Below are 22,887 nucleotides of genomic sequence, written 5' to 3' on the forward strand. Positions count from 1 at the left end.
AGTGAACCCATCCTCTACCGGGGCCTCATCATGAGAAGTCGAGGCACACAACTCCGGCAAGATGGCACTAGGAGTCAGTAATGAATCTGATTGAACAACTCGAGAAGGAAGAGATCGCACGCGTGCTGGGCGAGAAGGCCATCCCCGACTTCGGTCCGGGCGACACGGTCGTCGTCAACGTGAACGTCGTCGAAGGTACGCGCAAGCGCGTGCAGGCTTACGAAGGCGTCGTGATCGCAAAGCGCAATCGTGGCCTGAACTCGAACTTCATCGTCCGCAAGATTTCGTCGGGCGAAGGCGTCGAGCGTACGTTCCAGACTTACTCGCCGCTGCTCGCGAGCATCGTCGTGAAGCGTCGCGGTGACGTCCGTCGCGCGAAGCTGTATTACCTGCGCGAGCGTTCGGGCAAGTCGGCTCGAATCAAGGAAAAGCTGGTCTCGAAGGACCGTGCTGGTTCCGCTGCCGAGTAAGTGGCTCAGTAGTTTGCTGCATCGAGAAAAGCACCCTTCGCGGGTGCTTTTTTCTTTGGTGTGTTCAAATCGTATCTTCCACATTCAGGCTTGAGACCCGTGTCCACTGGCAAGACATCGACTCCGCGCATTCTCGAACCCGAACAGATGCCCGTCCTTTCGACGGGTGAAGCCATGCCGCGTATCGAGCCGGAGCGCCTCACGCCGGACGGACTGCGCGCGCGCTTCGCGAAAGAACTGGATTGGACGCAGGAGCCGCCCGAGCAGCGCATCAAAGCGATCGGCGGCGATCCCCGCGTCGCTTCGGTGCTGGTGCCGCTCGTTTTGCGCGAGGACGGACTGACCGTGCTGCTGACTCAACGCGCCGACCATCTCTCCGACCACGCCGGCCAGATCAGCTTCCCAGGCGGGCGCCGCGAGCCCGAAGACGCCGATGCCGCCGCCACCGCGCTGCGCGAGGCGCGCGAAGAGGTCGGCCTCGCCGCGGAGCATTGCGAAGTGATCGGCGCGATGCCGGACTATCTGACCGGCACGGGCTTTCGCGTGACGCCGGTCGTCGCGCTCGTCTATCCGCCGTTCACGCTTCAGGCCGACACGAGCGAAGTCGCCGATATCTTCGAGGTGCCGCTCGCCTGGCTCATGGATCCCGCGAATCACGAAGTGCGCGTGTTCCGCTGGGAAGGGGGAGAGCGTCGTTTTTTTGCCATGCCGTACACGCCCAGCGAAGGCAGAGCCCCGTATTTCATCTGGGGCGCCACGGCCGGCATGTTGCGCAATTTCTATCGCTTTCTCGCCGCCCGCTAGCGACGGCTCGCGACGCTAGCCGCGACCGATCGTACAAAACGCACAAGGCGCTGTGCTATCGTTACGCGAAACTCGAATCAACCGACTGTTTCGGCGCTTCGCATGACTTTTTTCTCCGTATTGCTGGCTCTCATCATCGAGCAAGTGCGTGCCTTGTCGCCGCACAATCCCGTTTCGGCGTTGCTTCACTATCATGCGGAATCCACCGCACATGGCTTCGATGCCGGCAAGCCCAAGCATGGCGTCGTCGCGTGGCTTCTCGTCGTATTGCCGTGGACGCTCGCGGTCGGCCTCGTCTATTACGTGTTGTATCGCATCAACTTCGTTCTGGCGTTTCTGTGGAACGTGGTGATCGTGTACTTCACGCTCGGCTTTCGCCAGTTCAGCCACTATTTCACCGACATCCATCTCGCATTAAATAACGACGACGTGCCCCGTGCGCGCGAAGTGCTGACCGAGTGGACGGGCCTCGATACCGTCGATATGCCCGTGAGCGAAATCGTGCGGCACACGCTGGTTCACGCGGTGGTGGCGTCGCACCGGCACGTGTTCGGCGTGTTCTTCTGGTTTCTCATTCCGATCGGTCCGGCGGGCGCGGTCTTCTATCGCATCGCCGAATATCTCGCGCGCGCGTGGGCCGTGCCGAGCCCCGAGCGCACCGCCGAGTTCTCGTCGTTCGCGCAGCGCGCGTTCTTCGTCATCGACTGGATTCCGACGCGCCTGACCGCAATGGGCTTCGCGATCGTCGGCAACTTCGAGGACGCGATTTATGCGTGGCGAAATCACGCGCGGCAGTGGCCGGACTCGAACGACGGCGTGCTGCTGGCCGCAGGCAGCGGCGCGTTGGGCGCGCGGCTCGCGGGGCCGCTGGCCGAACCGTTGAGCGTGGAAGCACTCGCTGTCGGCGACGCCAGCCCGCTGCCCGTCGGCGACGACTGCACGCCGCGCACGCTGCAATCGGCGGTCGGCCTCGTGTGGCGCGCCGTCATCTTGTGGATGCTGCTCTTGCTCATGCTCACCATCGCGGTGTGGCTGGCCTGAGCGTCAACCGTCGAGCGGGTCGCGCTCCGTCTGACATTGCCAGCACACGGTGAACTGCGGCTCCAGCCGTTCGCCGCAATGCTTGCAGAACCAGGGCTGGGCGTTCGCGTCCGGCCCTTTTTGCGCGCGGTCTAATAGTCGGCGCGCCAGCGCTTCGTCGCGATCGTCGACGATCCAGATCTCAGGCGAGCACTGATCTGCCGGAATCTCGCCTAGCGCACCGTTGAGATAGCGGTTGTGCAGCTCGCACGGCACGCCCGCAATCGCCAGCACGTTGACCCAATGTTGTGCCGTGATCAGGTTGGGCGCCCAGGTGAGCCGTTTCATCGCACGATCTGGCTGGCTTCATGCACAAGCTGCGCGTAAAGCGCGTGCCGTTCCGGGCGGACCTTGCCGGCCTCGACGGCTTCGAGCACCGCACACCCCGGCTCTTGCAGATGGTGGCAGTTGTAGAAGCGGCAGTGGCCCAGATACGGCCGGAAGTCGGCGAATGCGCGCTCGAGCTGGCCTTCCGACAAGTGATGCAGCCCGAACTCCTGAAAGCCCGGCGAATCGATCAGCGAACCGCCGCCGGGCAGCGTGTAGAGGCGCGTGAACGTGGTCGTGTGCCGGCCGCTATTGAGCGCCGACGATATCTCGCGCGTGGCGGCGTCTGCATCGGGCACGAGCAGATTCACGAGCGTCGACTTGCCCATGCCGGACTGACCGAGCAGGATAGTCGCGCGGTTGTGCAGATGCGCATCCAGTTGCGGATGCACCTCGCCCGGACGCGCCTTCGCCGATAGCTCGATCACCGTGTAGCCCAGCTCGCGATACGGCGCGAGGCGTTCGCGCGCGAGCGGCAGCGCGTCCGTCACGTCGGTCTTGTTGAGCACGATGAGCGCATGGAGTTCGTGCGCTTCAGCCGCGATGAGCGCACGCCCGAGCAAGTCTTCGCTGAAATGCGGCTCGGTGGCGAGCACGATCAGCAGTTGATCCAGATTCGCCGCGAAGAGCTTCGACTTGAACTGGTCGGAGCGGTAAAGCAGATTGCGCCGCTCGCCGATTTCGACGATCACGCCCTGATCCGCTGACGACTGTTCGTACATCACATGATCGCCCACCGCAACGTCGCTCTTCTTGCCGCGCGGGAAACACTGAAGCATCGCACCGCCGTCGTCCGGCATCACGAGATAGTGCCGGCCATGCGCGGCGATCACCGTGCCGCGCAGGCGCGCGGCAGACGACGCGCCGGTCTTGCGCGTGGCGCGCGTCGTCATGCGGCGTGTTGCATCAGACGGTCGATGCGCTGCGAGGCGGGTGGATGAGAGTAATAGAACGCGGTGTAGATCGGATCGGGCGTCAACGTGGACGCGTTGTCCTCATACAGCTTCACGAGCGCGTTGACGAGATCCTTCGGATCGGTCTGGCTCGCGGCGAAAGCGTCGGCTTCGAACTCGTTCTTGCGCGATGTCAGGCTGCCGAGCGGCGTCACGAAGAACATGAACACGGGCAGCACGAGCATGAACAGCACGAGCGCAAGCCCGTTGTTGCCGCCGACGAGCGACGGCCGCACGCCTAGGCCTTCGTAGAACCAGACCGTCTGAACGAGCCAGCCGAGCAGCGCGAGCATCGCGAGGCTGATGCCGAACATCACGATCATCAGCTTGAGCACGTGACGGCGCTTGAAGTGGCCGAGTTCGTGCGCGAGCACCGCTTCGATTTCGCTGCCGGACAGCCGCGCGAGCAGGGTATCGAAGAACACGATGCGCTTGGCCGCGCCGAAGCCCGTGAAATACGCGTTGCCGTGCGCGGACCGGCGGCTGCCGTCCATCACGAAGAGGCCTTTGGCGGCGAAGCCCGTGCGCGACATCAGATTTTCGATGCGCGCGCGCAGCGCCTCGTCTTTCAGCGGCTCGAACTTGTTGAAGAGCGGCGCAATAAACGTCGGGTAGATGATCATGGCGAGCAACTGGAACGCGACCCAGACCATCCACGTCCACAGCCACCAGTAAGCGCCCGCGCGATCCATGAGCCAAAGCGTGAGCAAGAGCAGCGGCGCGCCGATCACGACGCCGAGCACCGTGCCTTTCACGAGATCCACGAAAAAGAGCTTCTTCGACATGCGGTTGAAGCCGAATTTCTCCTCGACGACGAAGTGGCGGATGTAGTCGAACGGCAAGTCGATGAGACTCGTGATCGCGACGACCGACGCCACCAGCGCGATCTGCCCGAGATAGCCGCGCCCGAGCCAGCCGGAGATGGCGGTGTCGAGCGCCTGCACGCCGCCGAGCAGCGTCAGCGCGACGAGCACGACGGCACTCGTCACGACTTCGATCATCGTGAGGCGCGTGCGCTCGATGGTGTAATCCGCCGCCCGCCGATGCGCCGCGAGCGGGATGGTGCCGGTGAACTGCGGCGGCACGCCGTCGCGGTGCGCCGCGACGTGGCGAATCTGGCGCGACGCGAGCCAGAGCTTGGTCGAAACCATGGCGGCGAGCGCCACGACGAAGATGGTCGAAAAGGCGAGCGAGAGGTGGGTCATCCGGGCATTCCGATTGAACTATGCGAGAATTATAGGTTCTTGGCCGTGTCGCCGTTGTCACATCATGCCATCGCGATGGCACCATCGGATGGCACCTCGGCCCGCGCCTCATCCTCTTCTCAGGCAGCATCCATGACCGACTCTTCCGACCGTCCCGCAAGCGCTGACCTCGCCGCCGAATCCGCGCTCGCGCGCAGCGACATGAATCTCATCTGGCTCGACATGGAAATGACCGGCCTCGAGCCGGACAACGACCGCATCATCGAAATCGCCGTGGTCGTGACGAACTCGACGCTCGACAAGATGGTGGAAGGTCCGGTGCTCGCCATCCACCAGACGGAAGAAGCGCTCGAACGCATGGACGAGTGGAACCGCAACACGCACGGTCGCTCGGGGCTGATCGAGCGCGTGAAGGCGTCGACGGTGGATGAAGCCGAAGCCACGCGGCAGATTCGCGAGTTTCTCGGCCAGTACGTGCCGCCCGGCAAGTCGCCGATGTGCGGCAACTCTATATGTCAGGATCGCCGTTTCATGGCGCGCTGGATGCCGGAACTGGAGACGTTCTTCCACTACCGCAATCTGGACGTCAGCACGCTCAAGGAACTGTGCCGCCGCTGGCAGCCGGCCATCTACAAGGGCTTCCAGAAGCGCGCGATGCACACGGCGCTCGCCGATATCCACGAATCCATCGACGAACTGAAGTACTACCGCGAGCACTTCCTGATTCCGGCGGCGGGCAGCGCGTCTTAAACCTTCGGCGGCCGGATTGCGCTCTTGGGACGAAACGCGGCGACGACTTCCGGCTGCGTCTCGATATACGGCCCGCCGATCAGGTCGATGCAGTAGGGAACCGCCGCGAAGATGCCCGGCACAGTGGTCTTTCCGTCCGCGTCCTTCACGCCTTCCAACGTCTCGCGAATCGACTTCGGCTGCCCCGGCAGATTGATGATGAGCGCGGCGTGGTCGGCGGTCTCGCGAATGACTGCCACTTGCCGCGAAAGAATGGCGGTCGGCACGAAGTTCAGGCTGATCTGGCGCATCTGTTCGCCGAAGCCCGGCATTGGCTTCGTGGCGACGGCGAGCGTGGCTTCGGGCGTCACGTCGCGGCGCGCGGGGCCGGTGCCGCCGGTGGTCAGGATGAGATCGCAGCCGAGCGTATCGACGAGTTCGATGAGCGTCGCCGAAATGGTGGCGGCGTCGTCCTGAATCAGCCGCGTTTCGGCGCGCCACGGCGATGCCATCGCGCCGCCGAGCCACGCCTGCAGCGACGGCAAGCCTTTGTCCTCATACACGCCTTGCGACGCGCGATCGCTGATCGACACGAGTCCGACGATCAACTCGTCCGGATGACTGCGCTCAGGCTTCATCGTGTCCGTCCTCGTCGCCCTCGTCCTTCTCGTCGATGTCTTCGTCGTCTTCCACGCCCGCCGCGTTCTTGATCCACTGGAACAGCTCGCGGTAGTAGCGCGGTGGCTTCTGCTGCTGGCGCTCCTTGCGCGCGTTGCGAATGAGCGTGCGGCCTTCCTGCGGATCGACGCCCGGATGCTGGCGAATGAATTCGGTGAGCGCGGCGTCGTCGGCGAGCAGTTGTTCGCGTGCGCGCTCGATCCAGTGCAGCCGCGCCGTTTCCGCCTTGTTCACGCCGCGATGCGTGTCGAGCGCGGTGCGCAGCGCGGCGACTTCCTCGTCCGACAGCGAGCGCATCACGCGCCCGACATACTGCAACTGACGGCGCTTGCCCTCGTGATCCGTGATGCGGCGCGCTTCGCGCACGGCGCTGTCGAGATCTTCGTTCATCGGCATGCGCTTGAGCGCGTCTTTCGGCAGCGCGATGAGCGCTTCGCCGAGCTCTTGCAGCGCGTGCATCTCGCGCTTCAGTTGCGATTTGCTCGGGCGGTCGTAGGCCTGATCGGGCGCGTCGTCGCGATCGGCTTCCATCGGTTGAATGCGGGTTTTACGGTTCATGACGACATTGTAGCTTGCGCCCGCGCGCGAGCCGACGCGGTGGCGACGGGTGAACGCGCGCCGTCCTTGCTATGATCGCGTGGAGAGTCGGCGTGCGTCTCGAGCAACGACGGACGCAACGGCAGGCGCGACATTCATGGCACGGAGCGCAACGGGCGCTTGCGCGGTCAACAAAACCGAAGGCAACGACACATGGCAGCAGACATCGACGTCAGGCAACGCTTTTTTCCGCACACGCAAGACGAGTTGAAGGAGATCGCGTCGGATATCCTGCGCTACGCGAAGGAACTCGGCGCGAGCGATGCCGCCACCGAAATCTCCGAAGGCGACGGCCTCTCGGTGAGCGTGCGGCGCGGCGAAGTGGACACGATCGAGCACAACCGCGACAAGATGGTCGGTGTCACGGTGTTCATCGGCAAGAAGCGCGGCAACGCGAGCACCGCCGACTTCACGCGCGAGGCGTTGCGCGACACGGTCGCGGCGGCGTACAACATCGCGCGGTTCACGGCGGAAGACAGCGCCGCCGGGCTCGCCGAGGAAGAACTGCTCGAGAAGTCGCCGCAGGACCTCGATCTTTATCACCCGTGGGACATCGACGCCGAAGAGGCCGCCGACATCGCGCGCCGGGCCGAGGCCGCCGCGTTCGCGGTCGACAAGCGCATCACGAATTCGGAAGGCGCGAGCGTCTCCGCGCAGCATTCGCAATTCGTGCTCGCGACATCGCGCGGCTTCATGGCGGGGTATCCGTACTCGCGGCATTACATCGCGTGCGCGCCGATCGCGGCGAGCGGCCGCGACATGCAGCGCGACGACTGGTACACGTCCAGGCGCGACGCCTCCGAGCTTGCCGATCCCGAAGCGGTCGGCCGCTATGCCGCCGAGCGCGCGCTCGCGCGCCTGAACGCGCGCAGTCTCGACACGCGCAAGTGCCGCGTGCTGTTCGAAGCGCCGCTCGCAGCCGGCATTCTCGGCGCGTTCGTGCAGGCCGTGAGCGGCGGGGCGTTGTATCGCAAGACGACGTTTCTCGTCGACAGTCTCGGCAAGCCGGTGTTCGCGCCGCATATTCAGGTCGTCGAAGACCCGCACGTGCGCGGCGGCATGGGCAGCGCGCCGTTCGACGAAGAGGGCGTGCGCACGCAGCGGCGCAATGTCGTGGAAGACGGCGTCGTGCAGGGCTATTTCCTCTCGACGTATTCGGCGCGCAAGCTCGGCATGCAGACGACCGGCAACGCGGGCGGCTCGCACAATCTCTCGATGAAAAGCGCGCACACGCAGCCTGGCGACGACTTCCAAGCCATGCTGAAGAAGCTTGGCACGGGCCTTCTGCTGACGGAACTGATGGGGCAGGGCGTGAACTACGTCACAGGCGACTACTCGCGCGGCGCGTCGGGCTTCTGGGTCGAGAACGGACAGATTCAGCACGCCGTGGAGGAGATCACGGTCGCGAGCACGCTGCAGGAGATGTTCCGCCATATCGAGGCCATCGGCGCGGATACGGTCGTGCGCGGCACCAAGGAGATCGGTTCGGTGCTGATCGAGCGGATGACGGTCGCAGGGCAGTAACCGCTTCCACGCCGCTGCTGCAGAAGCGAAAGGCCCCGGACGACGCGCAGTCGTCCGGGGCCTTGGTCTTTGTTATGCGCGCCGCTCGTAAGTGACGAACGCGAACTCGAAATCGTTCGGCGCCGCCGCGCGATGCCGCTCGCGCGACACTTCGCGCCACTGCGACGCATCGGGTGCAGGAAAACGCGTGTTGCCGTCGAAATCGGCGTCGATCTCCGTGACGATGAGCTTCTGCGCGCGGCCGATGGCATCGCCGTATAGCTGCGCCCCGCCGATCAGAAACGCTTCCGCCGCGCCATCGGCGGTTGCGAGCGCGAGGGCTTCGTCGATGCTCGTCACCGTGTCGCAGCCTTCGAAGCGGCGTGTAGCGTCGCGCGTGACGACGATATTGCGCCGCCCGGGCAGCGGCCGCCCGATCGACTCGTGCGTCTTGCGTCCCATGATGATGGGCGCGCCCATCGTCGTTCGTTTGAAGAAGGCGAGATCTTCGGGCAGGCGCCAGGGAAGTTGGTTATCGCGTCCGATCACGCCATTGCGTGCGCGGGCGACGATGAGAGTCAGCGTCGTCATGTGCAGGTAGGAAGGGGCGGCACGCGCCGCCAGGCCGGGGCACGAATTTTAACCGACGCAAACTGGCACGCCCACTGGCACGCTGCGGCGCTGCTGCTGCTTCCTGATGGATGCGGCGTCAGGCTTCGGACGTATCGTCCCCGCCCTCCACGCTGTCCCGGTACAGGCGCGGCACTTCCGGCGCGATTTCGTCCCACAGCGTCACGCTAGGATTTGTGGCCGGGGCGCGGCCGGGTGAGCCGGCTGAATTGTCGGCCGTCGCGCCCGTTGCGGGCGACCACTCGAATGCGTCGGCCTTGTCGGCATCCGACGGTGCCGCGGCGTTCAATGCGAAACGCGGTAAATAATTATCGAGAGCCATCGTGGATACGGGAAACGGGTAATTAATTCCGGGAAAGCGGTTTCGTGGAATAAACCAGTGGGCCGATACGTATGAAAGGTATCGCACTGCATTATTGCGTTCGGATGAGCGCATAAAGCTAAATGCGTGCCATTCGCATCGGTTCCTTGATGGGTAAAGCTTTGCAGCGCGGTCAGCCGGAAGATGCGGTAAAAATCGCGGGAAAACGTTTCAGCGCTGAAACGTCAAGCAAGAAAAACCGGAAAGCCGCTCCGAAGCGGTATAAGCTCTCGTCGTATAAAAAGCACGACGCAAACTTTTAATAAATTCGTGCGAAGCTGGTTGTGAGCCTTATCCAGTAAGGTTTTGCGGCGCGTCAAGCCGCTTCCGAGGTATTTGTTTTTGGCGGTTCTGGGTTATAGTAGTCTCTTCAATGCGGCGCAGAATCAAACCAAAAGGGTTTCGCGGAAGGCTGCCGGCGTTACGCTCGGCACGTTCCAGGGGGCGAGGTATCGAATTGCAAGTCCGTACGCACACATGCGAGGGCCAAGAATTCTGCTTGAAGCGAGAGCCTGAACTACGCGACCTTTTCAACGAACGTTGAACCAAGGATCTGAATAATGGACGTCGCTCGGCGGCAACTGATCTATGTGACTCGGGACCCCAGCGAAACGCTATGCGCGCGTTTCGAGGAGCGCGGCTGGCAAATCGAGATCGTGGCAAGCGCGCGTGACACGCGCAAGGCGCTGCGCAGCGACCTCGCCATGGGCGGCCTGCTCGATTTGTCGGGACACTTCGAATCACACGAACTGGCGGCGTTCGAATCGTCGCTGACCATGACCAACGTCGGCTGGGTGGCGGCAACCGTCCCCGGACAGCTGGAAGACGCCGCGGTGCGCCGGCTCATCCGCGACTACTGTTTCGATTACGTCACGTTGCCGACGTCGAACGACCGCGTGGTCGATTCCGTCGGCCACGCTTATGGCATGGTGGCGCTGCACGACGCCGCGTCGAACGACGCGCGCAGCGAAGGCCGGGCCGAAGGCGAAATGGTCGGCTCCTGCGACGCCATGCTCGCGCTCTTCCGCTCCATCCGCAAAGTCGCGATGACGGACGCGCCGGTGTTCATCTCGGGCGAGTCGGGCACCGGCAAGGAACTGACGGCAGTGGCAATCCACGAACGGTCGGCGCGCCGCGATCAGCCGTTCGTGGCCATCAACTGCGGCGCGATTCCCGCGCATCTGCTGCAATCGGAGCTTTTCGGCTACGAACGCGGCGCCTTCACGGGCGCCAACCAGCGCAAGATCGGTCGCGTGGAAGCGGCCAACGGCGGCACGCTTTTCCTCGATGAAATCGGCGATCTTCCGCTCGAGAGCCAGGCGAGCCTGTTGCGCTTCTTGCAGGAGCGCAAGGTCGAACGGCTCGGCGGCCACGGCTCGACGCCGGTGGATGTGCGCATCATTTCCGCGACGCACGTGGACATGCAGACCGCGATGATCGAAGGGCGCTTCCGTGCGGACCTGTATCACCGGCTTTGCGTGCTGCAGATCGACGAACCGCCGCTGCGCGCGCGCGGCAAGGACATCGAGTTGCTCGCGAAACACATGCTGGACCGCTTCAAGAAGGACGCGAGCCGCCGCCTGCGCGGTTTCTCGCCGGATGCGATCGCCGCGATTCACAACTATGGCTGGCCGGGCAATGTGCGTGAGCTCATCAACCGCGTGCGCCGCGCCATCGTGATGTCGGAAGGGCGGCAGATCACCGCGCGCGATCTCGAACTGGGCGAGTACGTCGAAGTGGCGCCGGTCTCGCTCGCGCAGGCGCGCGAAGCGGCGGAGCGGCAGGCCATCGAACTCGCGTTGCTGCGGCATCGCGGGCGGCTCGGCGATGCGGCGCACGAACTCGGCATCTCGCGCGTCACGCTGTATCGGCTGCTGAGCGCGCACGGCATGCGTCATATCGAGGTGGATGCGCCCCCGGAACACGCCACACGCGGCTGACCGACGCAGCGTTTTTCCTCACCGCAACGGGCGCCGCAAGGCGCCCGTTCTTCTTTTGGCGAAGCGCAGCAGCGCGCGGGTCTGCTTGGTAAAATCGGTGGTTTCCGGCTCTTCTCGCGTGGCCCGTGCCCGCATTCAAGGAACATCGAATGAAACAGTATCTCGAGCTCGTCCAGACGATCCTCGATACCGGCACGTGGCAGGAAAACCGCACGGGCATCCGCACCATCAGCATCCCCGGCGCCATGTTGCGCTTCGACTTGCAGGAAGGCTTTCCCGCCGTCACGACGAAGAAGCTCGCGTTCAAGTCGGCGATCGGCGAGATGATCGGCTTTCTGCGCGCGTCGAAGAGCGCGGCGGACTTCCGCGCGCTCGGCTGCAAGGTGTGGGACGCGAACGCGAACGAAAATCCGCAGTGGCTCGAGAATCCCTATCGCCGGGGCACGGACGATCTCGGCGATGTTTACGGCGTGCAATGGCGCAACTGGCCGGCGTACAAGCTGATCGACGCCGGCGCGGGCGACCAGATCGCGGACGCGAACAATCGCGGCTACGAACTTGTGACGAGTTTCGTGGAAAACGGGCGCGAGCAGGTGCTGCTGTACAAGGCCATCGACCAGTTGCGCCAGTGTCTCGATACCATCATCGAGCGGCCGACGGACCGGCGCATTCTCTTTCACGCGTGGAATCCGGCGAAGCTCGACGAGATCGCGCTGCCCGCGTGTCACCTGTTGTATCAGTTCATCCCGAACGTGACGAAGCGCGAGATTTCGCTTTGCCTGTATATCCGCAGCAATGACGTCGGGCTCGGCACGCCGTTCAATCTCACGGAAGGCGCGGCGCTGCTGCATCTCGTCGGGCGGCTCACGGGCTACAAGCCGCGCTGGTTCACCTACTTTATCGGCGACGCGCACATCTATGAGAATCAGCTCGACATGCTGAACGAGCAGCTGAAACGCGAACCGTATCCGTCGCCGCAGTTGATCATTTCGGATCGCGTGCCGGACTACGCGGTCACCAAACGCTACGAGCCAGAATGGCTGGAGAAGGTCGAGCCGAAGGACTTCGCGCTGGAAGGCTACCGGCATCACGATCCGATCAGCGCGCCGATGGCGGTCTGATCGAACGCAAAACTGACAAACGCGCGGCCTCGGTCGCGCGTTTTCGTTTTTAGCGCCTGGAAAGAAACGCTTCGAAATGCCGCTGCCCGGCGGGCGTCACGCGCAACACGCGACGCTTCGCCGTGTGTTCGATCCATCCGAAATGCCGCTGCCCGGCGGGCGTCACGCGCAACACGCGACGCTTCGCCGTGTGTTCGATCCATCCGTGCGTTTCGCACGCTTGCAGATATGCCGCGCCGAGCGCGCCGCCCAGATGCGGCCGCCGCTCGCTCCAGTCGATGCACGTGCACGCGAACCTTCGCCGCCGCGCGCGCTGCGCCGACACGTCGATGCCGAGCCGCGCGAACGCCTGCGTCCCGTCAGGCGTGGTGTCGAGCGCGGACGGTTCACGCGTTGCCAAACCGGCGTCCGGCGCGGCGAGCCAGTGGCGCGCGATCATGCCGTCGAAAAGCCGCACGGCCAGTTCTCCCGCGAGGTGGTCGTAGCAGGTGCGCGCATAGCGCATCTCGAGCGGCACGGCGCTCGCCGGACGCGGCGGCGCGGCTTGCGGTGCGCTCGCGCGCGCCAGGTTCGCAAGCGCCTCGATGGCGGCGGCGATATCCGGCGACGCAATTCGATAGTACCGATGCCGCCCGCTGACTTCGAGCGCGAGCAGCCCGCCCTCGGTCAGACGCGCGAGATGCGCGCTCGCCGCGGAGGGCGACAGGCCCGCGATCATTGTCAGTTCGCCCGCAGGACGCGCGGTGCCGTCCATCAGCGACCAGAGCATCGCGGCGCGGCCCGGATCGGCGAGCAGCGCGCCGATGCGCGAGAGACCGGGAAAATGCCGCGAGCGGGCGTCTCCGAGAGCGGAATTCATGACGATGAGAGCGCGCAACGATGAATGCCACCACTCTAGCGCGCATGCGCAACCGACGTTTCACATCCGCGTGAAATGTCGATGCGGCGCTAGAATGGTCGCTTGAATCACCACGCAGCAGGAATTCGCATGTTCAAGCTCATCACCGTAGCCGCGCTCGCCGTTCTCGTCCTGTGCGCCGGTTGCGCGGGCGGGGCGTCGTCGTCAGCGGGCGGAGGCGGCAGCATCACGATGTACGGCACCATGGATCAGGGCATTACGGTCCACAACTAGCGGCATTTTTTCGCGCCCTATAATCGCGGCTTTAATCTCAAAGCTGCGAACCGTCATGACCACGCCGACTCCGTCCGCCACACCCGCCGCCTTGCGCGCGGGCCGCGCCGAAACCACCTTCCGTTTCCTTGCCGAGCCGAGTTCGGTGAACTTCGGCGGCAAGGTGCATGGCGGCGCGCTGATGAAGTGGATCGACGAAACCGCCTACGCCTGCGCCGCCATGTGGAGCGGACGGTACGCCGTGACGGTGAGCGTCGGCAACATCCGCTTCAGGCGGCCGATTCTCGTGGGCAATCTGGTCGAACTGCGCGCGCGCGTGGTCGTGACGGGCCGCACCAGCATGCATATCCACGTGTCGGTGCACGCGGGCGATCCGAAAGTCGGCGAACTGGAGCAGACCACGGACTGTCTGATGGTCTTCGTTGCCGTCGATGAGAAAGGGCAGCCCACGCCCGTGCCGCCGTTCGTGCCGGAATCGGAAGAAGAGAAGCGTCTCGCGAAATACGCGATGGACGTGAAAGACGCGCTCGATGCAATCGTCGAGCTGAAGCCGGAAGAAGTGGCGGCGGGCAAGGTCTGACGCAGCGTTCGCGAGCGCGACCTGGAGTTCCGCGCGACGCGCTTCTGTTTGCGAGTGCGCTTTTGCGCTACCTCCGCCGCGCTATGCACACCTTGCCGTCGTCGGTCCAGCGGTGACTCCTGCGCGACGCAGCAGGCGCGCTCGCCCGGCTTGCGCCTGCCGGGCGGGAACGCCTGCAAACGGCTGCAAACGCCTACTTTCTGCCGACCATCTCGTGCGGCTTCACCCATTCGTCGAACTGCTGCTCCGTCACGTGCCCGAGCGCGAGTGCGGCGGCCTTGAGCGTGGTGCCTTCCTTGTGCGCCTTCTTGGCGATCTGCGCGGCCTTGTCATAGCCGATGTGCGGATTGAGCGCCGTCACCAGCATCAGCGATTCGTTGAGCAGGCTGTCGATGCGCGCCTGATTCGCCTCGATGCCCACCGCGCAGTTGTCGTTGAAGCTCTGCGCGCCGTCCGCGAGCAGGCGGATCGATTGCAGCACGTTATGCGCGATCATCGGGCGGAAGACGTTCAGCTCGAAGTTGCCGCTCGCTCCGCCGAAGTTGACCGCCACGTCGTTGCCGAACACCTGACAGCACAGCATGGTCACGGCTTCGGACTGCGTCGGGTTCACCTTGCCCGGCATGATGGAACTGCCCGGCTCGTTCTCCGGAATCGAAAGTTCGCCCAGGCCGCAGCGCGGTCCGCTTGCGAGCCAGCGAATGTCGTTGGCGATCTTCATCATGCTCGCCGCGACGGTCTTCAACGCGCCGTGCGCGGCGACGAGCGCATCCGCTGCGGCCATCACCTCGAACTTGTTGGGCGCAGTTTCGAACGGCAGGCCGGTGAGCTTGCCGATGGTCTGCGCGACCTTCACCGCGAATTCCGGATGCGCGTTCAGCCCCGTGCCGACCGCCGTGCCGCCTTGCGCGAGCTGATACAGATGCGGCAACGTCGCTTCGACGTGGCGGATGCCCTGATCGAGTTGCGCGACGTAACCGGAAAACTCCTGGCCGAGCGTGAGCGGCGTCGCGTCCTGCAAGTGCGTACGGCCGATCTTCACGACATCCGCGAACTGCTTCGCCTTCTTGTCGAGCGTCTCGCGCAGCGTTTTGAGCGACGGCACCAGATGCTTGACGATGGCATACGCGGCGGCGACGTGCATCGCGGTCGGAAACACGTCGTTGGACGACTGGCCGCGGTTCACGTCATCGTTCGGATGCACGAGGCGCTCTTCGCCCCGCGGCCCGCCGAGCAACTCGCTCGCGCGATTGGCGATGACCTCGTTCAGATTCATGTTGGTCTGCGTGCCGGAACCCGTCTGCCATACGGCGAGCGGGAATTCGTCCGGATGCTTACCGTCGATGATCTCGTCGGCGGCCTGCATGATCGCCTGCGCCTTCTTCCCGTCGAGCACCTTCAGGTCCTGATTCACCTCGGCGGCGGCGCGCTTGATGATCGCGAGCGCGGTAATGAGTTCGGGCGACTGCTTTTCCGTCGATATCTTGAAGTTCTGCAACGACCGCTGAGTCTGCGCGCCCCAGAGCTTGTCATTGGGCACGGCGATCTCGCCGAACGTGTCCTTCTCCATGCGTACATCGCCCTGTGCGTTCTGTGTCATGGCCTGAAGTTCCTATGAAGTGGTCAAAGCTGCTCGTCGACGGGCAGCAGTTCGAAAACGCCCGTCATCGCGTTACGGTAAATGCCGGCTTCGGGATCGAAGTTATACGTCACCGTGCCGATGTCTTCCTGACTAGTCCACACGAGACCGGACTGCGGCGAGCCGGTGCGGCGCAGTTCCGCCATCACCGCCGCGCTCGCCAGTTCCACGCGCCAGCTCGCTTTCGGCGAGATGCCTCTCTCGAAGAGCGCGGCGACTTGCTCCGCGACCGGCTTGCTGTGAACCACGAGCGCCAGTTCCGTGTTGAGCCGCGCCGAGCGCGGATCGAGATTCATGGAGCCGATCACGAGGATACTCCGATCGATCACATACGCCTTGGCATGCAGACTCGCGCGCGACGAAGAGCCGAAGAGACCGGGCGGCGGGCGGCTTTCGCCTTCGGGCTGAAGCGGCTTGAATTCGTACAGCTCCACGCCGTTGCGCAAAAGCGGAATGCGATACGGCGCGTAACCCGCCTGGACCGCGACGGCATCCGTGGCGGCGAGCGAGTTCGTCAGCACCGCGACCCGCACGTGGCGGCGCGTGACGTCGGCGAGCGCCTTCACGCCTACGTCGTGTGGCACGAAATACGGCGAGAGGATCAGGAATTCGCTCTGCGCGTTTTTCATCAGCTCGGCGAGCCGCGTCATCGGCGGGCTCTTGTAGTCGTCGCTCGGATGTTCAATTTTCGACGGCGAATCTGCTTCGAACTCCGCCCGCGCCCAGACGAGGCCCATCTCGTCGCGCGAGATCTGCTGGGCGAGCGGCGTCGCGTTGAGCGGCTTGGCGTTGAGCGGATCGGCTTCTTCGCGCCAGTGCTTGCGCAGGTCTTCGCGCGTCTTGTCGAGATCGGCTGGATCGAACTTTTGTTTGTTCAACACGCGCAGCGGGTACGAGAGCGTGCTGTTCCAGTAGTCGTCGAAGCTCGCGGAGACTTTGTGCACGACCGGGCCGGCGGTGAACATGTCAAGATCGCGAAATTGCAGCGTCGGGCTCGCGTTGAAGTATTCGTCGCCGAGATTTCGGCCGCCGACAATCGCAATCTGGTTGTCCGCGATCATCGCCTTGTTATGCATGCGGCGCGTGAAGTGGTTCAGCTTCGTGAAGAAGTTCTGCGTGCGTTCGGCGAAGCTGCGCTGCGCGCTGCCGTAAGGATTGAAAACGCGAATCTCGATGTTGTCGTGCGAGTTCAGCGCCGCCATGATGCGGTCGATGTCCTTGAAGTTCAGATCGTCCACCAGCATGCGCACGCGCACGCCGCGATCCGCCGCGTAGAGCGCGGCGCCGAGCAATAGCTTGCCGGTGTTGTCCTCTTCGGCGATGTAGTACTGCATGTCGAGCGTCTTCGTCGCGGCGCGCGCCAGCGCGACGCGCGCCTGAAGCGCGTCCGACCCGGTCGGCAGAAGGCGCACGGCGGATTCGCCCGGATGCTGCTTTTCGAGCGGCGCAAGCGCCGTTTGTAACGGCGTCGGCTCGGTCGCAGAGAGCGCGTGCGTCACCGGGCGATCGAACGCGGTGGCGGGCGGGCGCGTCGCGCAACCGGCGCAGACTGCGGCGATCATCGCCATGACCGCCGCGACCGCGATGCGGTGCGTGCGGTGTTTGCAGCTCGGCCACCTCGTTGTCTTGGTCGCGCCTGAAGCGCGCGCGACTCCCCATTCGGCTTGGCGAATTCCCCGGTTTTCCGACACTTCGCTTCCTCTTTTTTGTTTGTTCGATTCGGCTGCTTCGGTGCGACCGTTCACAGCAACAGCAGCTTCGGCGCGCAGCAAGAAGTGTTCTCGCCGACGCGACGTCTCGAAAATATTTTAGGGGAATTGACGTGCTGGCCAGGCGAGCGACCGCACGATGCGCGGGAATCGAAGGCCGAAAAAAAGCCCGCTCGGCAGAGCGGGCTATAACCCCTGTTACTGGAAAAAGTCTCAAGGAGGAGACGGGTTCATCCTAACAAGGCGTGCTCCACGGACCAACCAAGCAATCTTGCTTTGCATATGCCGTGGCAGGTGAACCGCTCAGGCGACGCTTTTCGGCGCGCCATCGACGCTCGCGGCTGCACGCGCGACGCCCGTTTCCACCATCCGCTTGCTGATGCGATGAAAGCGCAGCGTCATCAGCACGGCGACGCTCGCCAGTCCCGCCGCGAGCCCCCACCACAATCCTTTGGCACCCAGCTCGAAGTGAAATGCGAGCACATAACCGGTAGGAAAGCCGACGCCCCAGTAGCCGAACGCGGCGGCAAGCATCGGCACACGCGTGTCTTTCAGTCCGCGCAGACAGCCTGAGCCGACCGTCTGCATACCGTCGACGATCTGGAACACCGCCGCAACGCTCAGAAGCGATGCGGCAAGCGCGACGGTTCGCGCGTTCGCGGGATCGTCGAGATGCAGATACAGCCCGACGATCGCGCGCGGCACGATAATCAACACGAGCCCCGAGCACATCATGAAGCCCACGCCGAGCGCCAGCGCGACGAAGCCCGCGTGGCGCGCGGCGACCGGCACGCCCGCGCCGGCCCAGTAGCCGACGCGCACGTTCGCCGCCTGTCCGATGGCGAGCGGCACCATGAAGGCCGCCGACGCCACGTTGAGCGCGATCTGATGCGCGGCGAGCGGCGCTTCGCCGAGCAGACCGACCATCATGCCGGTGGCGAGAAAGAGCGTCGATTCGACGCCATACGTGATCGCGACCGGCCAGCCGATGCCGAAGAGTTCGCCCATGAGCGGCAGATGCGGCCGCGCCGCGGCGACGAAATGCCGGTAGCGCGGACGCAGATGCAGCAGCGCGACGAGCGACAAAGCGGTCAGCCAGACGGTGATCGCGGTCGCCGCAGCGGAACCGAGAAAGCCTTCTCGCGGCAGGCCGTATGCGCCGTGGATCAGCCCGTAGTTCAGAAAGCCGTTGACGAACACGCCGCCGATGGACACCCACAGCAGGCGCTTCGCCGCGCCGATGGCCGGCAAGAACGCGCGCATCATGCCGATGCCGATCAGGCTGCCCGGCGTGCTCCAGCGCAAAACCGCGCAGTACTCGCCGACGTTGTGCGCGAGCGTCGCGGGTTCGTGGAACGCGAGCAGGATCGGCTCGGCGCAGGACAGCAGCACGAACGCGGGCACGGCAAGCAATACGGACAGCACGAGCCCCGTCCAGTAGATGCCCGGCACGCGCTCTTCGGCGTCCGCGCCGCGCGCATGCGCCACGGCCACGCTCACCGACGTGAGCACGCCTTGCAGCAGCGTTACCACGACGAAGAACATGTTGGCGCCCAGACCGCCCGCCGCGAGCGCGTCGGGGCCTAGCGAGCCGAGCAGGATCGTATCGGTGACGCCCATCGCCATTTGCGACAGTTGCGCGATGGCAAGCGGCGCGGCGAGGCGCGCGGTATCGACGGCGTGGCGAGACAGGCTGGGGTGTCGCCTATGCGCGCGTGTCGCGCGGCTGGTGTGCGATTGCATGATCGAGGAAATGAGCGGAACGGGCGCGCAAACTCGCAGGTAGGCCCGCGCTGAAACCGGAACGAAAGACGCCTAGCTTATTGCCTCGCGCGCGGCATGTCGATGACGCACCTTGTTATGGCTGGCTTTTCGCAATCGGCGGGCGCATGAGCGCAAAGGAATCAGCCGGGCGCGCGGACGCGAATCTTCTGGCCGTCGAGCATCACGACCTGACCTGCGCGGATCTTGCACGTCTTGCGCAGTTCCACTTGGCCGTCGACGGTCACGTCGCCCATCGCGACGCGCGCCTTCGCGGAGCCGCCGCTGTCGGCGAGGCCCATCAGCTTGAGCAGATTGTGGAGTTCGACGTAGTCACCCGTGAGGGTGAATTGAAGCTGCGGCATGGCGGACGGGCGTTTGAGCGGCGCAAAGACCACCATGATAAACCAGCGCCCCCGCGACCTACGGGCACGTGCCGTGCTCTATCGAAATCGACCGTCGATTCGTCGGACGAACAAGATGTAGCGAAGTGAAACCGTCGGTAACAATGACTGGTTTCGCGAAACTCGCGCGTCGTCCGGCTGGTCTGTACGTTTGATCGATGCAGCTTCGGTCATCTTCTAAACGACAAGTCGCGTCACCGCGCTCAGGTTTTCCTGAAACGCGTCTGGCCGACACACCCAGAGAGGACAAGCTCATGACTAAGGCTCGAATTCTGATGATCGGTGCAGCTTTCGCCACGCTGGCCGCCACCGGCGCACAGGCGCAAACCGCCCAGCCGACGGACTCGGCTCCCGGCCAGGCCCCGATGCAGGCGCAGCAGCAAGTGTCGCCGCCGCCGCAGAACGTGGTCGCCCCGGCATCGCCCGATCCGCTGGTTCAAAAGCGCAATGCCGACGCCCAGGCGAACGCCGAATATCGCGCGTCCAAGAAGGCGTCGAAGGCCGAGATGAAGGCTGCCGACAAGCAGGCCAAGCAGCAGTACAAGGAGCAGGTCCGCAACGCGAAGATCAATCGCAAGGCCGACAAGGCCGCCGCGAAAGACGACCTGAACGCCGCGACCGACCGCACGCCGAAGGATGAAGGCGAGCAGCAATAATCGCGTGAACGCCGCGAAGCCTTGATTTGACCGGCTTCGCGGTGCAAGCACAACGACCACAACAAGACCCACGGAGGACGCCATGAATCGACGCACCCATGCACTGCTGGCTGCGCTCATCGCGGGCGCACTGACGAGCGTGAGCGCGGCATCGGCTTTCGCGCAGACGACGAGCGACGCGCCGACCCACGCCGACAAAAAGGCCGCGAAGAAGCAGGCCGAAGCCGACAAGGACGCCGCCGTCGCGCAGGCGAAGGCGGACAAGAAGAAGACCGAGTCGCAATCGGAAGCGAACGAAGCGGCGGCCAAGGCCAATCTGAAGGACGCGAAGAAGGCCGATTGAGGTCGATTAAGGTCGATCAGGCGCGTCCTGGTAAGCCGCGGCCGTCGACCGAAAGACGTGCCGCGGCAAAGACTTGCGTGCGCGGGTTGTATGGATATACAGTATGCGTCACTTCTTCGACGCCCGCTTTTCTCTGTGCTGACCCTTCCGGACGACACCGCCACCGCCGACGCCTCCTCGGAGCAAGTCGCCGCTTATCTTGCCAAGCTCAACGATGCGCAGCGCCGGGCGGTCGAATTCGGCGTCGACGCGCCGGGGCGCTGCGCCGGTCCATTGCTCGTGATCGCAGGCGCAGGGTCCGGCAAGACGAACACGCTCGCGCACCGCGTCGCGCATCTGCTGGTGAAGGGCGCCGATCCGCATCGCATTCTGCTGCTGACGTTTTCGCGCCGCGCGGCGCTCGAAATGACGCGTCGCGTGACGCGCATCGCGACGAACGCGCTCGGCAACAAGAGCGCCATCGCGCAGGGGCTCACGTGGTCCGGCACGTTTCACGGCATCGGCGCGCGGCTCTTGCGCGATTACGCCGATCTCGTCGGCCTCGCGCCGTCGTTCACCATCAACGACCGCGAAGACTCCGCCGACCTGATGAATCTCGTGCGGCACGAACTCGGGCTCTCGGCCAAAGAGAAGCGGTTCCCGGCCAAGTCCACGTGCTTTGCCATCTACTCGCGCGTGGTGAACACGGGCGCGTCGCTCGCAACCGTGCTCGACCAGTCGTACCCGTGGTGCCGCGAGTGGGAAGCGGATCTCAAACGCCTTTTCGCCGCCTACGTGAGCGCGAAGCAGGCGCAAAGCGTCCTGGATTACGACGACCTGTTGCTCTATTGGTCGCACCTCGCCGCCGAGCCGAGCATCGCGGCCGACTTGTCGAGCCGCTTCGACCACGTGCTCGTGGACGAATATCAGGACACGAACCGCCTGCAAGCCACCATCCTGCTTGCGATGAAACCGGACGGGCGCGGCCTCACCGTCGTCGGCGACGACGCGCAGTCCATCTATTCGTTTCGCGGCGCGACGGTGCGCAATATCCTCGACTTTCCGCAGCATTTCGATCCGCCCGCCGCGACCGTCACGCTCGACCGCAACTATCGTTCGACGCAGCCGATCCTGGAAGCGTCGAACGCGGTGATCGGGCTCGCCGCCGAGCGTTACACGAAGGATCTGTGGACCGACAAGGCATCGGCGCAGAAGCCGCGCGTCGTGTCCGTCGCGGATGAGGCGGACCAGGCACGTTATGTTGTCGAGAAAGTGCTGGAGGCGCGCGAGGGCGGCATGAAGCTCAAGTCGCAAGCAGTGCTCTTTCGCGCGGCGCATCACAGCGCGACGCTCGAAATCGAACTCACGCGGCGCAACATCCCGTTCGTGAAGTTCGGCGGCCTCAAGTTCCTCGATTCCGTGCACGTCAAGGACGTGCTCGCGGTGCTGCGCTGGGCCGAAAATCCGCGCGATCGCGTCGCGGGCTTTCGCGTCGCGCAACTGCTGCCGGGCATCGGGCCGGCGATTGCCGGGCGTTTGCTCGATAGCGTCGCGCAGGCCGAACGCGCGCCGAATGCGCTCGCGGCGTTCGGCGCACCCGCGCGCGCGAGCGAAGACTGGCCGCGCTTCGTCGCGCTCATGGGCAAGCTGTGCGGCCGCGAATCGCCGTGGCCCGCCGAATTCGAGATGATCCGCCGCTGGTACGAGCCGCACCTCGAGCGCAATCACGAAGACGCGGCAATCCGCATCGGCGATGTGTTGCAGATGGAAAGCATCGCGTCGACGTACCCGACGCGCGAGCGTTTCCTGACCGAACTCACGCTGGACCCGCCCGACGCGACGAGCGACGAATCGGGCGTGCCGCTCATCGACGAGGATTATCTGATTCTTTCGACCATCCACTCGGCGAAGGGGCAGGAGTGGCGCAACGTGTTCGTGCTGAACGGCGTGGACGGCTGCATTCCGTCCGACATGGGCACGGGCAGCGACGAGGAAATCGACGAAGAGCGCCGCCTGCTGTATGTGGCGATGACGCGCGCGAAGGAAGACCTGCACATCGTCACGCCGCAGCGGTTTTATGTGCACAACCAGACGAATCTCGGCGACCGCCACGTGTGGGCGCAGCGCACACGGTTCATTCCGCCGCATCTGATGCAGCACTTCGAGGCAGGCGCGTGGCCGCCGGTGCCGGTCGCCGCACCGCCGACCGCTGCGGGGCTTGCTGCGGCGGCGAAAGCGAAGATCGATATCGCCGCGCGTCTGAAGGGAATGTGGGAGTAGGGTGGC

At 64.4% G+C, this 22,887-nt stretch carries 25 protein-coding genes; 13 read left to right on the top strand and 12 right to left on the bottom strand.

Annotated elements, in window-relative coordinates:
- Positions 1-80 precede the first annotated feature (80 nt).
- From rplS to P9239_RS08520, 3 genes are all read left to right on the top strand, one after another.
- The gene (gene rplS / locus P9239_RS08510) at positions 81-470 is read left to right on the top strand and encodes a 50S ribosomal protein L19 (protein ID WP_309750048.1); all 390 of its coding nucleotides are present in this window, start codon (positions 81-83) and stop codon (positions 468-470) included.
- Between the two features lie 147 nt (positions 471-617).
- A complete protein-coding gene (locus P9239_RS08515) occupies positions 618-1,274 on the top strand; it encodes a CoA pyrophosphatase (RefSeq protein ID WP_309753944.1) in 657 nt (218 codons plus the stop codon).
- A gap of 102 nt (positions 1,275-1,376) precedes the next feature.
- The gene (locus P9239_RS08520; RefSeq protein WP_309750049.1) at positions 1,377-2,315 is read left to right on the top strand and encodes a CobD/CbiB family protein; all 939 of its coding nucleotides are present in this window, start codon (positions 1,377-1,379) and stop codon (positions 2,313-2,315) included.
- Positions 2,316-2,318: 3 nt separating this feature from the next.
- On the opposite strand, the gene P9239_RS08525 is transcribed toward P9239_RS08520, so the two are convergent.
- The 3 genes from P9239_RS08525 to P9239_RS08535 are packed head-to-tail and all read right to left on the bottom strand — an operon-like array spanning position 2,319 to position 4,839.
- Positions 2,319-2,642 (bottom strand): DUF2007 domain-containing protein, encoded by a 324-nt coding sequence (locus tag P9239_RS08525; RefSeq protein WP_309750050.1) that lies wholly within the window; start codon positions 2,640-2,642, stop codon positions 2,319-2,321.
- Complete coding sequence (gene rsgA / locus P9239_RS08530; protein ID WP_309750051.1) at positions 2,639-3,574, bottom strand: ribosome small subunit-dependent GTPase A; 936 nt, start codon at positions 3,572-3,574, stop codon at positions 2,639-2,641. The genes P9239_RS08525 and rsgA overlap by 4 nt, the downstream gene beginning before the upstream one ends.
- A complete protein-coding gene (locus P9239_RS08535) occupies positions 3,571-4,839 on the bottom strand; it encodes a M48 family metallopeptidase (RefSeq protein WP_309750052.1) in 1,269 nt (422 codons plus the stop codon). The genes rsgA and P9239_RS08535 overlap by 4 nt, the downstream gene beginning before the upstream one ends.
- 132 nt (positions 4,840-4,971) lie before the next feature.
- Between P9239_RS08535 and orn the strand changes: the two genes are divergently transcribed.
- Positions 4,972-5,589 (top strand): oligoribonuclease, encoded by a 618-nt coding sequence (gene orn, locus P9239_RS08540; protein ID WP_309750053.1) that lies wholly within the window; start codon positions 4,972-4,974, stop codon positions 5,587-5,589.
- Here the strand turns inward: orn and mog are convergent.
- Positions 5,586-6,206 carry a molybdopterin adenylyltransferase gene (gene mog, locus P9239_RS08545; RefSeq protein ID WP_309750054.1) on the bottom strand — a complete coding sequence of 207 codons (621 nt, stop codon included), beginning with the start codon at positions 6,204-6,206 and terminating at the stop codon, positions 5,586-5,588. The two genes, orn and mog, sit on opposite strands and share 4 nt — an antisense overlap.
- A complete protein-coding gene (gene yjgA / locus P9239_RS08550) occupies positions 6,196-6,804 on the bottom strand; it encodes a ribosome biogenesis factor YjgA (protein ID WP_309750055.1) in 609 nt (202 codons plus the stop codon). Before yjgA ends, mog begins: the two co-directional genes overlap by 11 nt.
- 192 nt (positions 6,805-6,996) lie before the next feature.
- Between yjgA and pmbA the strand changes: the two genes are divergently transcribed.
- Positions 6,997-8,367: a metalloprotease PmbA gene (gene pmbA / locus P9239_RS08555; RefSeq protein ID WP_309750056.1), complete on the top strand. Its 1,371-nt coding sequence runs from the start codon at positions 6,997-6,999 to the stop codon at positions 8,365-8,367.
- A gap of 72 nt (positions 8,368-8,439) precedes the next feature.
- Here pmbA and P9239_RS08560 read toward each other — a convergent pair whose 3' ends face one another.
- Both P9239_RS08560 and P9239_RS08565 read right to left on the bottom strand, forming a co-directional pair.
- Positions 8,440-8,937, bottom strand: a complete 498-nt coding sequence (locus P9239_RS08560) for a dihydrofolate reductase (protein ID WP_309750057.1) — start codon at positions 8,935-8,937, stop codon at positions 8,440-8,442.
- A gap of 118 nt (positions 8,938-9,055) precedes the next feature.
- Positions 9,056-9,298: a hypothetical protein gene (locus P9239_RS08565; protein WP_309750058.1), complete on the bottom strand. Its 243-nt coding sequence runs from the start codon at positions 9,296-9,298 to the stop codon at positions 9,056-9,058.
- Positions 9,299-9,420: 122 nt separating this feature from the next.
- On the opposite strand from P9239_RS08565, the gene P9239_RS08570 reads away from it, so the two are divergent.
- The 3 genes from P9239_RS08570 to P9239_RS08580 all read left to right on the top strand — a co-directional run bounded on the left by P9239_RS08570 (position 9,421) and on the right by P9239_RS08580 (position 12,398).
- Positions 9,421-9,600 (top strand): hypothetical protein, encoded by a 180-nt coding sequence (locus P9239_RS08570; protein ID WP_309750059.1) that lies wholly within the window; start codon positions 9,421-9,423, stop codon positions 9,598-9,600.
- A 297-nt stretch (positions 9,601-9,897) separates the two neighbouring features.
- Positions 9,898-11,277 (top strand): sigma-54 dependent transcriptional regulator, encoded by a 1,380-nt coding sequence (locus P9239_RS08575; RefSeq protein WP_159836703.1) that lies wholly within the window; start codon positions 9,898-9,900, stop codon positions 11,275-11,277.
- A gap of 149 nt (positions 11,278-11,426) precedes the next feature.
- The gene (locus P9239_RS08580) at positions 11,427-12,398 is read left to right on the top strand and encodes a thymidylate synthase (protein ID WP_309750060.1); all 972 of its coding nucleotides are present in this window, start codon (positions 11,427-11,429) and stop codon (positions 12,396-12,398) included.
- Positions 12,399-12,447: 49 nt separating this feature from the next.
- On the opposite strand, the gene P9239_RS08585 is transcribed toward P9239_RS08580, so the two are convergent.
- Entirely contained in the window at positions 12,448-13,257 is an 810-nt protein-coding gene (locus P9239_RS08585; RefSeq protein WP_309750061.1) for a helix-turn-helix transcriptional regulator, read from the bottom strand.
- A 129-nt stretch (positions 13,258-13,386) separates the two neighbouring features.
- Here P9239_RS08585 and P9239_RS08590 point away from each other — a divergent pair, with 129 nt between their 5' ends.
- Both P9239_RS08590 and P9239_RS08595 read left to right on the top strand, forming a co-directional pair.
- Complete coding sequence (locus P9239_RS08590; RefSeq protein ID WP_309750062.1) at positions 13,387-13,530, top strand: hypothetical protein; 144 nt, start codon at positions 13,387-13,389, stop codon at positions 13,528-13,530.
- A 55-nt stretch (positions 13,531-13,585) separates the two neighbouring features.
- A complete protein-coding gene (locus P9239_RS08595; RefSeq protein ID WP_309750063.1) occupies positions 13,586-14,110 on the top strand; it encodes an acyl-CoA thioesterase in 525 nt (174 codons plus the stop codon).
- A gap of 193 nt (positions 14,111-14,303) precedes the next feature.
- Here P9239_RS08595 and fumC read toward each other — a convergent pair whose 3' ends face one another.
- The 4 genes from fumC to P9239_RS08615 form a co-directional block, all read right to left on the bottom strand.
- Entirely contained in the window at positions 14,304-15,710 is a 1,407-nt protein-coding gene (gene fumC, locus P9239_RS08600) for a class II fumarate hydratase (protein WP_309750064.1), read from the bottom strand.
- Positions 15,711-15,733: 23 nt separating this feature from the next.
- Positions 15,734-17,317, bottom strand: a complete 1,584-nt coding sequence (locus P9239_RS08605; RefSeq protein WP_309750065.1) for a phospholipase D family protein — start codon at positions 17,315-17,317, stop codon at positions 15,734-15,736.
- A gap of 444 nt (positions 17,318-17,761) precedes the next feature.
- The gene (locus P9239_RS08610; RefSeq protein WP_309750066.1) at positions 17,762-19,201 is read right to left on the bottom strand and encodes an MATE family efflux transporter; all 1,440 of its coding nucleotides are present in this window, start codon (positions 19,199-19,201) and stop codon (positions 17,762-17,764) included.
- Between the two features lie 161 nt (positions 19,202-19,362).
- Positions 19,363-19,584, bottom strand: a complete 222-nt coding sequence (locus P9239_RS08615) for an RNA-binding S4 domain-containing protein (protein WP_309750067.1) — start codon at positions 19,582-19,584, stop codon at positions 19,363-19,365.
- A 293-nt stretch (positions 19,585-19,877) separates the two neighbouring features.
- Here P9239_RS08615 and P9239_RS08620 point away from each other — a divergent pair, with 293 nt between their 5' ends.
- The 3 genes from P9239_RS08620 (at position 19,878) to P9239_RS08630 (ending at position 22,881) form a co-directional block, all read left to right on the top strand.
- Positions 19,878-20,279, top strand: coding sequence for a hypothetical protein (locus P9239_RS08620; protein ID WP_309750068.1), 402 nt, complete (start codon positions 19,878-19,880; stop codon positions 20,277-20,279).
- An 82-nt stretch (positions 20,280-20,361) separates the two neighbouring features.
- Positions 20,362-20,622: a hypothetical protein gene (locus tag P9239_RS08625; RefSeq protein ID WP_309750069.1), complete on the top strand. Its 261-nt coding sequence runs from the start codon at positions 20,362-20,364 to the stop codon at positions 20,620-20,622.
- 90 nt (positions 20,623-20,712) lie between these two features.
- Complete coding sequence (locus P9239_RS08630) at positions 20,713-22,881, top strand: ATP-dependent helicase (RefSeq protein WP_404980060.1); 2,169 nt, start codon at positions 20,713-20,715, stop codon at positions 22,879-22,881.
- The last annotated feature ends 6 nt before the right edge of the window (positions 22,882-22,887 follow it).

The sequence above is a fragment of the Caballeronia sp. LZ062 genome (assembly GCF_031450785.1).
GTDB lineage: Bacteria > Pseudomonadota > Gammaproteobacteria > Burkholderiales > Burkholderiaceae > Caballeronia.

What these genes read in the sequence shown, in the direction of transcription:
- rplS (WP_309750048.1), top strand. Translation starts at nt 81, where the DNA reads ATGAATCTGATTGAACAACTCGAGAAGGAAGAGATCGCACGCGTGCTG.
- P9239_RS08515 (WP_309753944.1), top strand. Translation starts at nt 618, where the DNA reads ATGCCCGTCCTTTCGACGGGTGAAGCCATGCCGCGTATCGAGCCGGAG.
- P9239_RS08520 (WP_309750049.1), top strand. Translation starts at nt 1,377, where the DNA reads ATGACTTTTTTCTCCGTATTGCTGGCTCTCATCATCGAGCAAGTGCGT.
- P9239_RS08525 (WP_309750050.1), bottom strand. Translation starts at nt 2,642, where the DNA reads ATGAAACGGCTCACCTGGGCGCCCAACCTGATCACGGCACAACATTGG.
- rsgA (WP_309750051.1), bottom strand. Translation starts at nt 3,574, where the DNA reads ATGACGACGCGCGCCACGCGCAAGACCGGCGCGTCGTCTGCCGCGCGC.
- P9239_RS08535 (WP_309750052.1), bottom strand. Translation starts at nt 4,839, where the DNA reads ATGACCCACCTCTCGCTCGCCTTTTCGACCATCTTCGTCGTGGCGCTC.
- orn (WP_309750053.1), top strand. Translation starts at nt 4,972, where the DNA reads ATGACCGACTCTTCCGACCGTCCCGCAAGCGCTGACCTCGCCGCCGAA.
- mog (WP_309750054.1), bottom strand. Translation starts at nt 6,206, where the DNA reads ATGAAGCCTGAGCGCAGTCATCCGGACGAGTTGATCGTCGGACTCGTG.
- yjgA (WP_309750055.1), bottom strand. Translation starts at nt 6,804, where the DNA reads ATGAACCGTAAAACCCGCATTCAACCGATGGAAGCCGATCGCGACGAC.
- pmbA (WP_309750056.1), top strand. Translation starts at nt 6,997, where the DNA reads ATGGCAGCAGACATCGACGTCAGGCAACGCTTTTTTCCGCACACGCAA.
- P9239_RS08560 (WP_309750057.1), bottom strand. Translation starts at nt 8,937, where the DNA reads ATGACGACGCTGACTCTCATCGTCGCCCGCGCACGCAATGGCGTGATC.
- P9239_RS08565 (WP_309750058.1), bottom strand. Translation starts at nt 9,298, where the DNA reads ATGGCTCTCGATAATTATTTACCGCGTTTCGCATTGAACGCCGCGGCA.
- P9239_RS08570 (WP_309750059.1), top strand. Translation starts at nt 9,421, where the DNA reads ATGCGTGCCATTCGCATCGGTTCCTTGATGGGTAAAGCTTTGCAGCGC.
- P9239_RS08575 (WP_159836703.1), top strand. Translation starts at nt 9,898, where the DNA reads ATGGACGTCGCTCGGCGGCAACTGATCTATGTGACTCGGGACCCCAGC.
- P9239_RS08580 (WP_309750060.1), top strand. Translation starts at nt 11,427, where the DNA reads ATGAAACAGTATCTCGAGCTCGTCCAGACGATCCTCGATACCGGCACG.
- P9239_RS08585 (WP_309750061.1), bottom strand. Translation starts at nt 13,257, where the DNA reads ATGAATTCCGCTCTCGGAGACGCCCGCTCGCGGCATTTTCCCGGTCTC.
- P9239_RS08590 (WP_309750062.1), top strand. Translation starts at nt 13,387, where the DNA reads ATGTTCAAGCTCATCACCGTAGCCGCGCTCGCCGTTCTCGTCCTGTGC.
- P9239_RS08595 (WP_309750063.1), top strand. Translation starts at nt 13,586, where the DNA reads ATGACCACGCCGACTCCGTCCGCCACACCCGCCGCCTTGCGCGCGGGC.
- fumC (WP_309750064.1), bottom strand. Translation starts at nt 15,710, where the DNA reads ATGACACAGAACGCACAGGGCGATGTACGCATGGAGAAGGACACGTTC.
- P9239_RS08605 (WP_309750065.1), bottom strand. Translation starts at nt 17,317, where the DNA reads ATGGCGATGATCGCCGCAGTCTGCGCCGGTTGCGCGACGCGCCCGCCC.
- P9239_RS08610 (WP_309750066.1), bottom strand. Translation starts at nt 19,201, where the DNA reads ATGCAATCGCACACCAGCCGCGCGACACGCGCGCATAGGCGACACCCC.
- P9239_RS08615 (WP_309750067.1), bottom strand. Translation starts at nt 19,584, where the DNA reads ATGCCGCAGCTTCAATTCACCCTCACGGGTGACTACGTCGAACTCCAC.
- P9239_RS08620 (WP_309750068.1), top strand. Translation starts at nt 19,878, where the DNA reads ATGACTAAGGCTCGAATTCTGATGATCGGTGCAGCTTTCGCCACGCTG.
- P9239_RS08625 (WP_309750069.1), top strand. Translation starts at nt 20,362, where the DNA reads ATGAATCGACGCACCCATGCACTGCTGGCTGCGCTCATCGCGGGCGCA.
- P9239_RS08630 (WP_404980060.1), top strand. Translation starts at nt 20,713, where the DNA reads ATGGATATACAGTATGCGTCACTTCTTCGACGCCCGCTTTTCTCTGTG.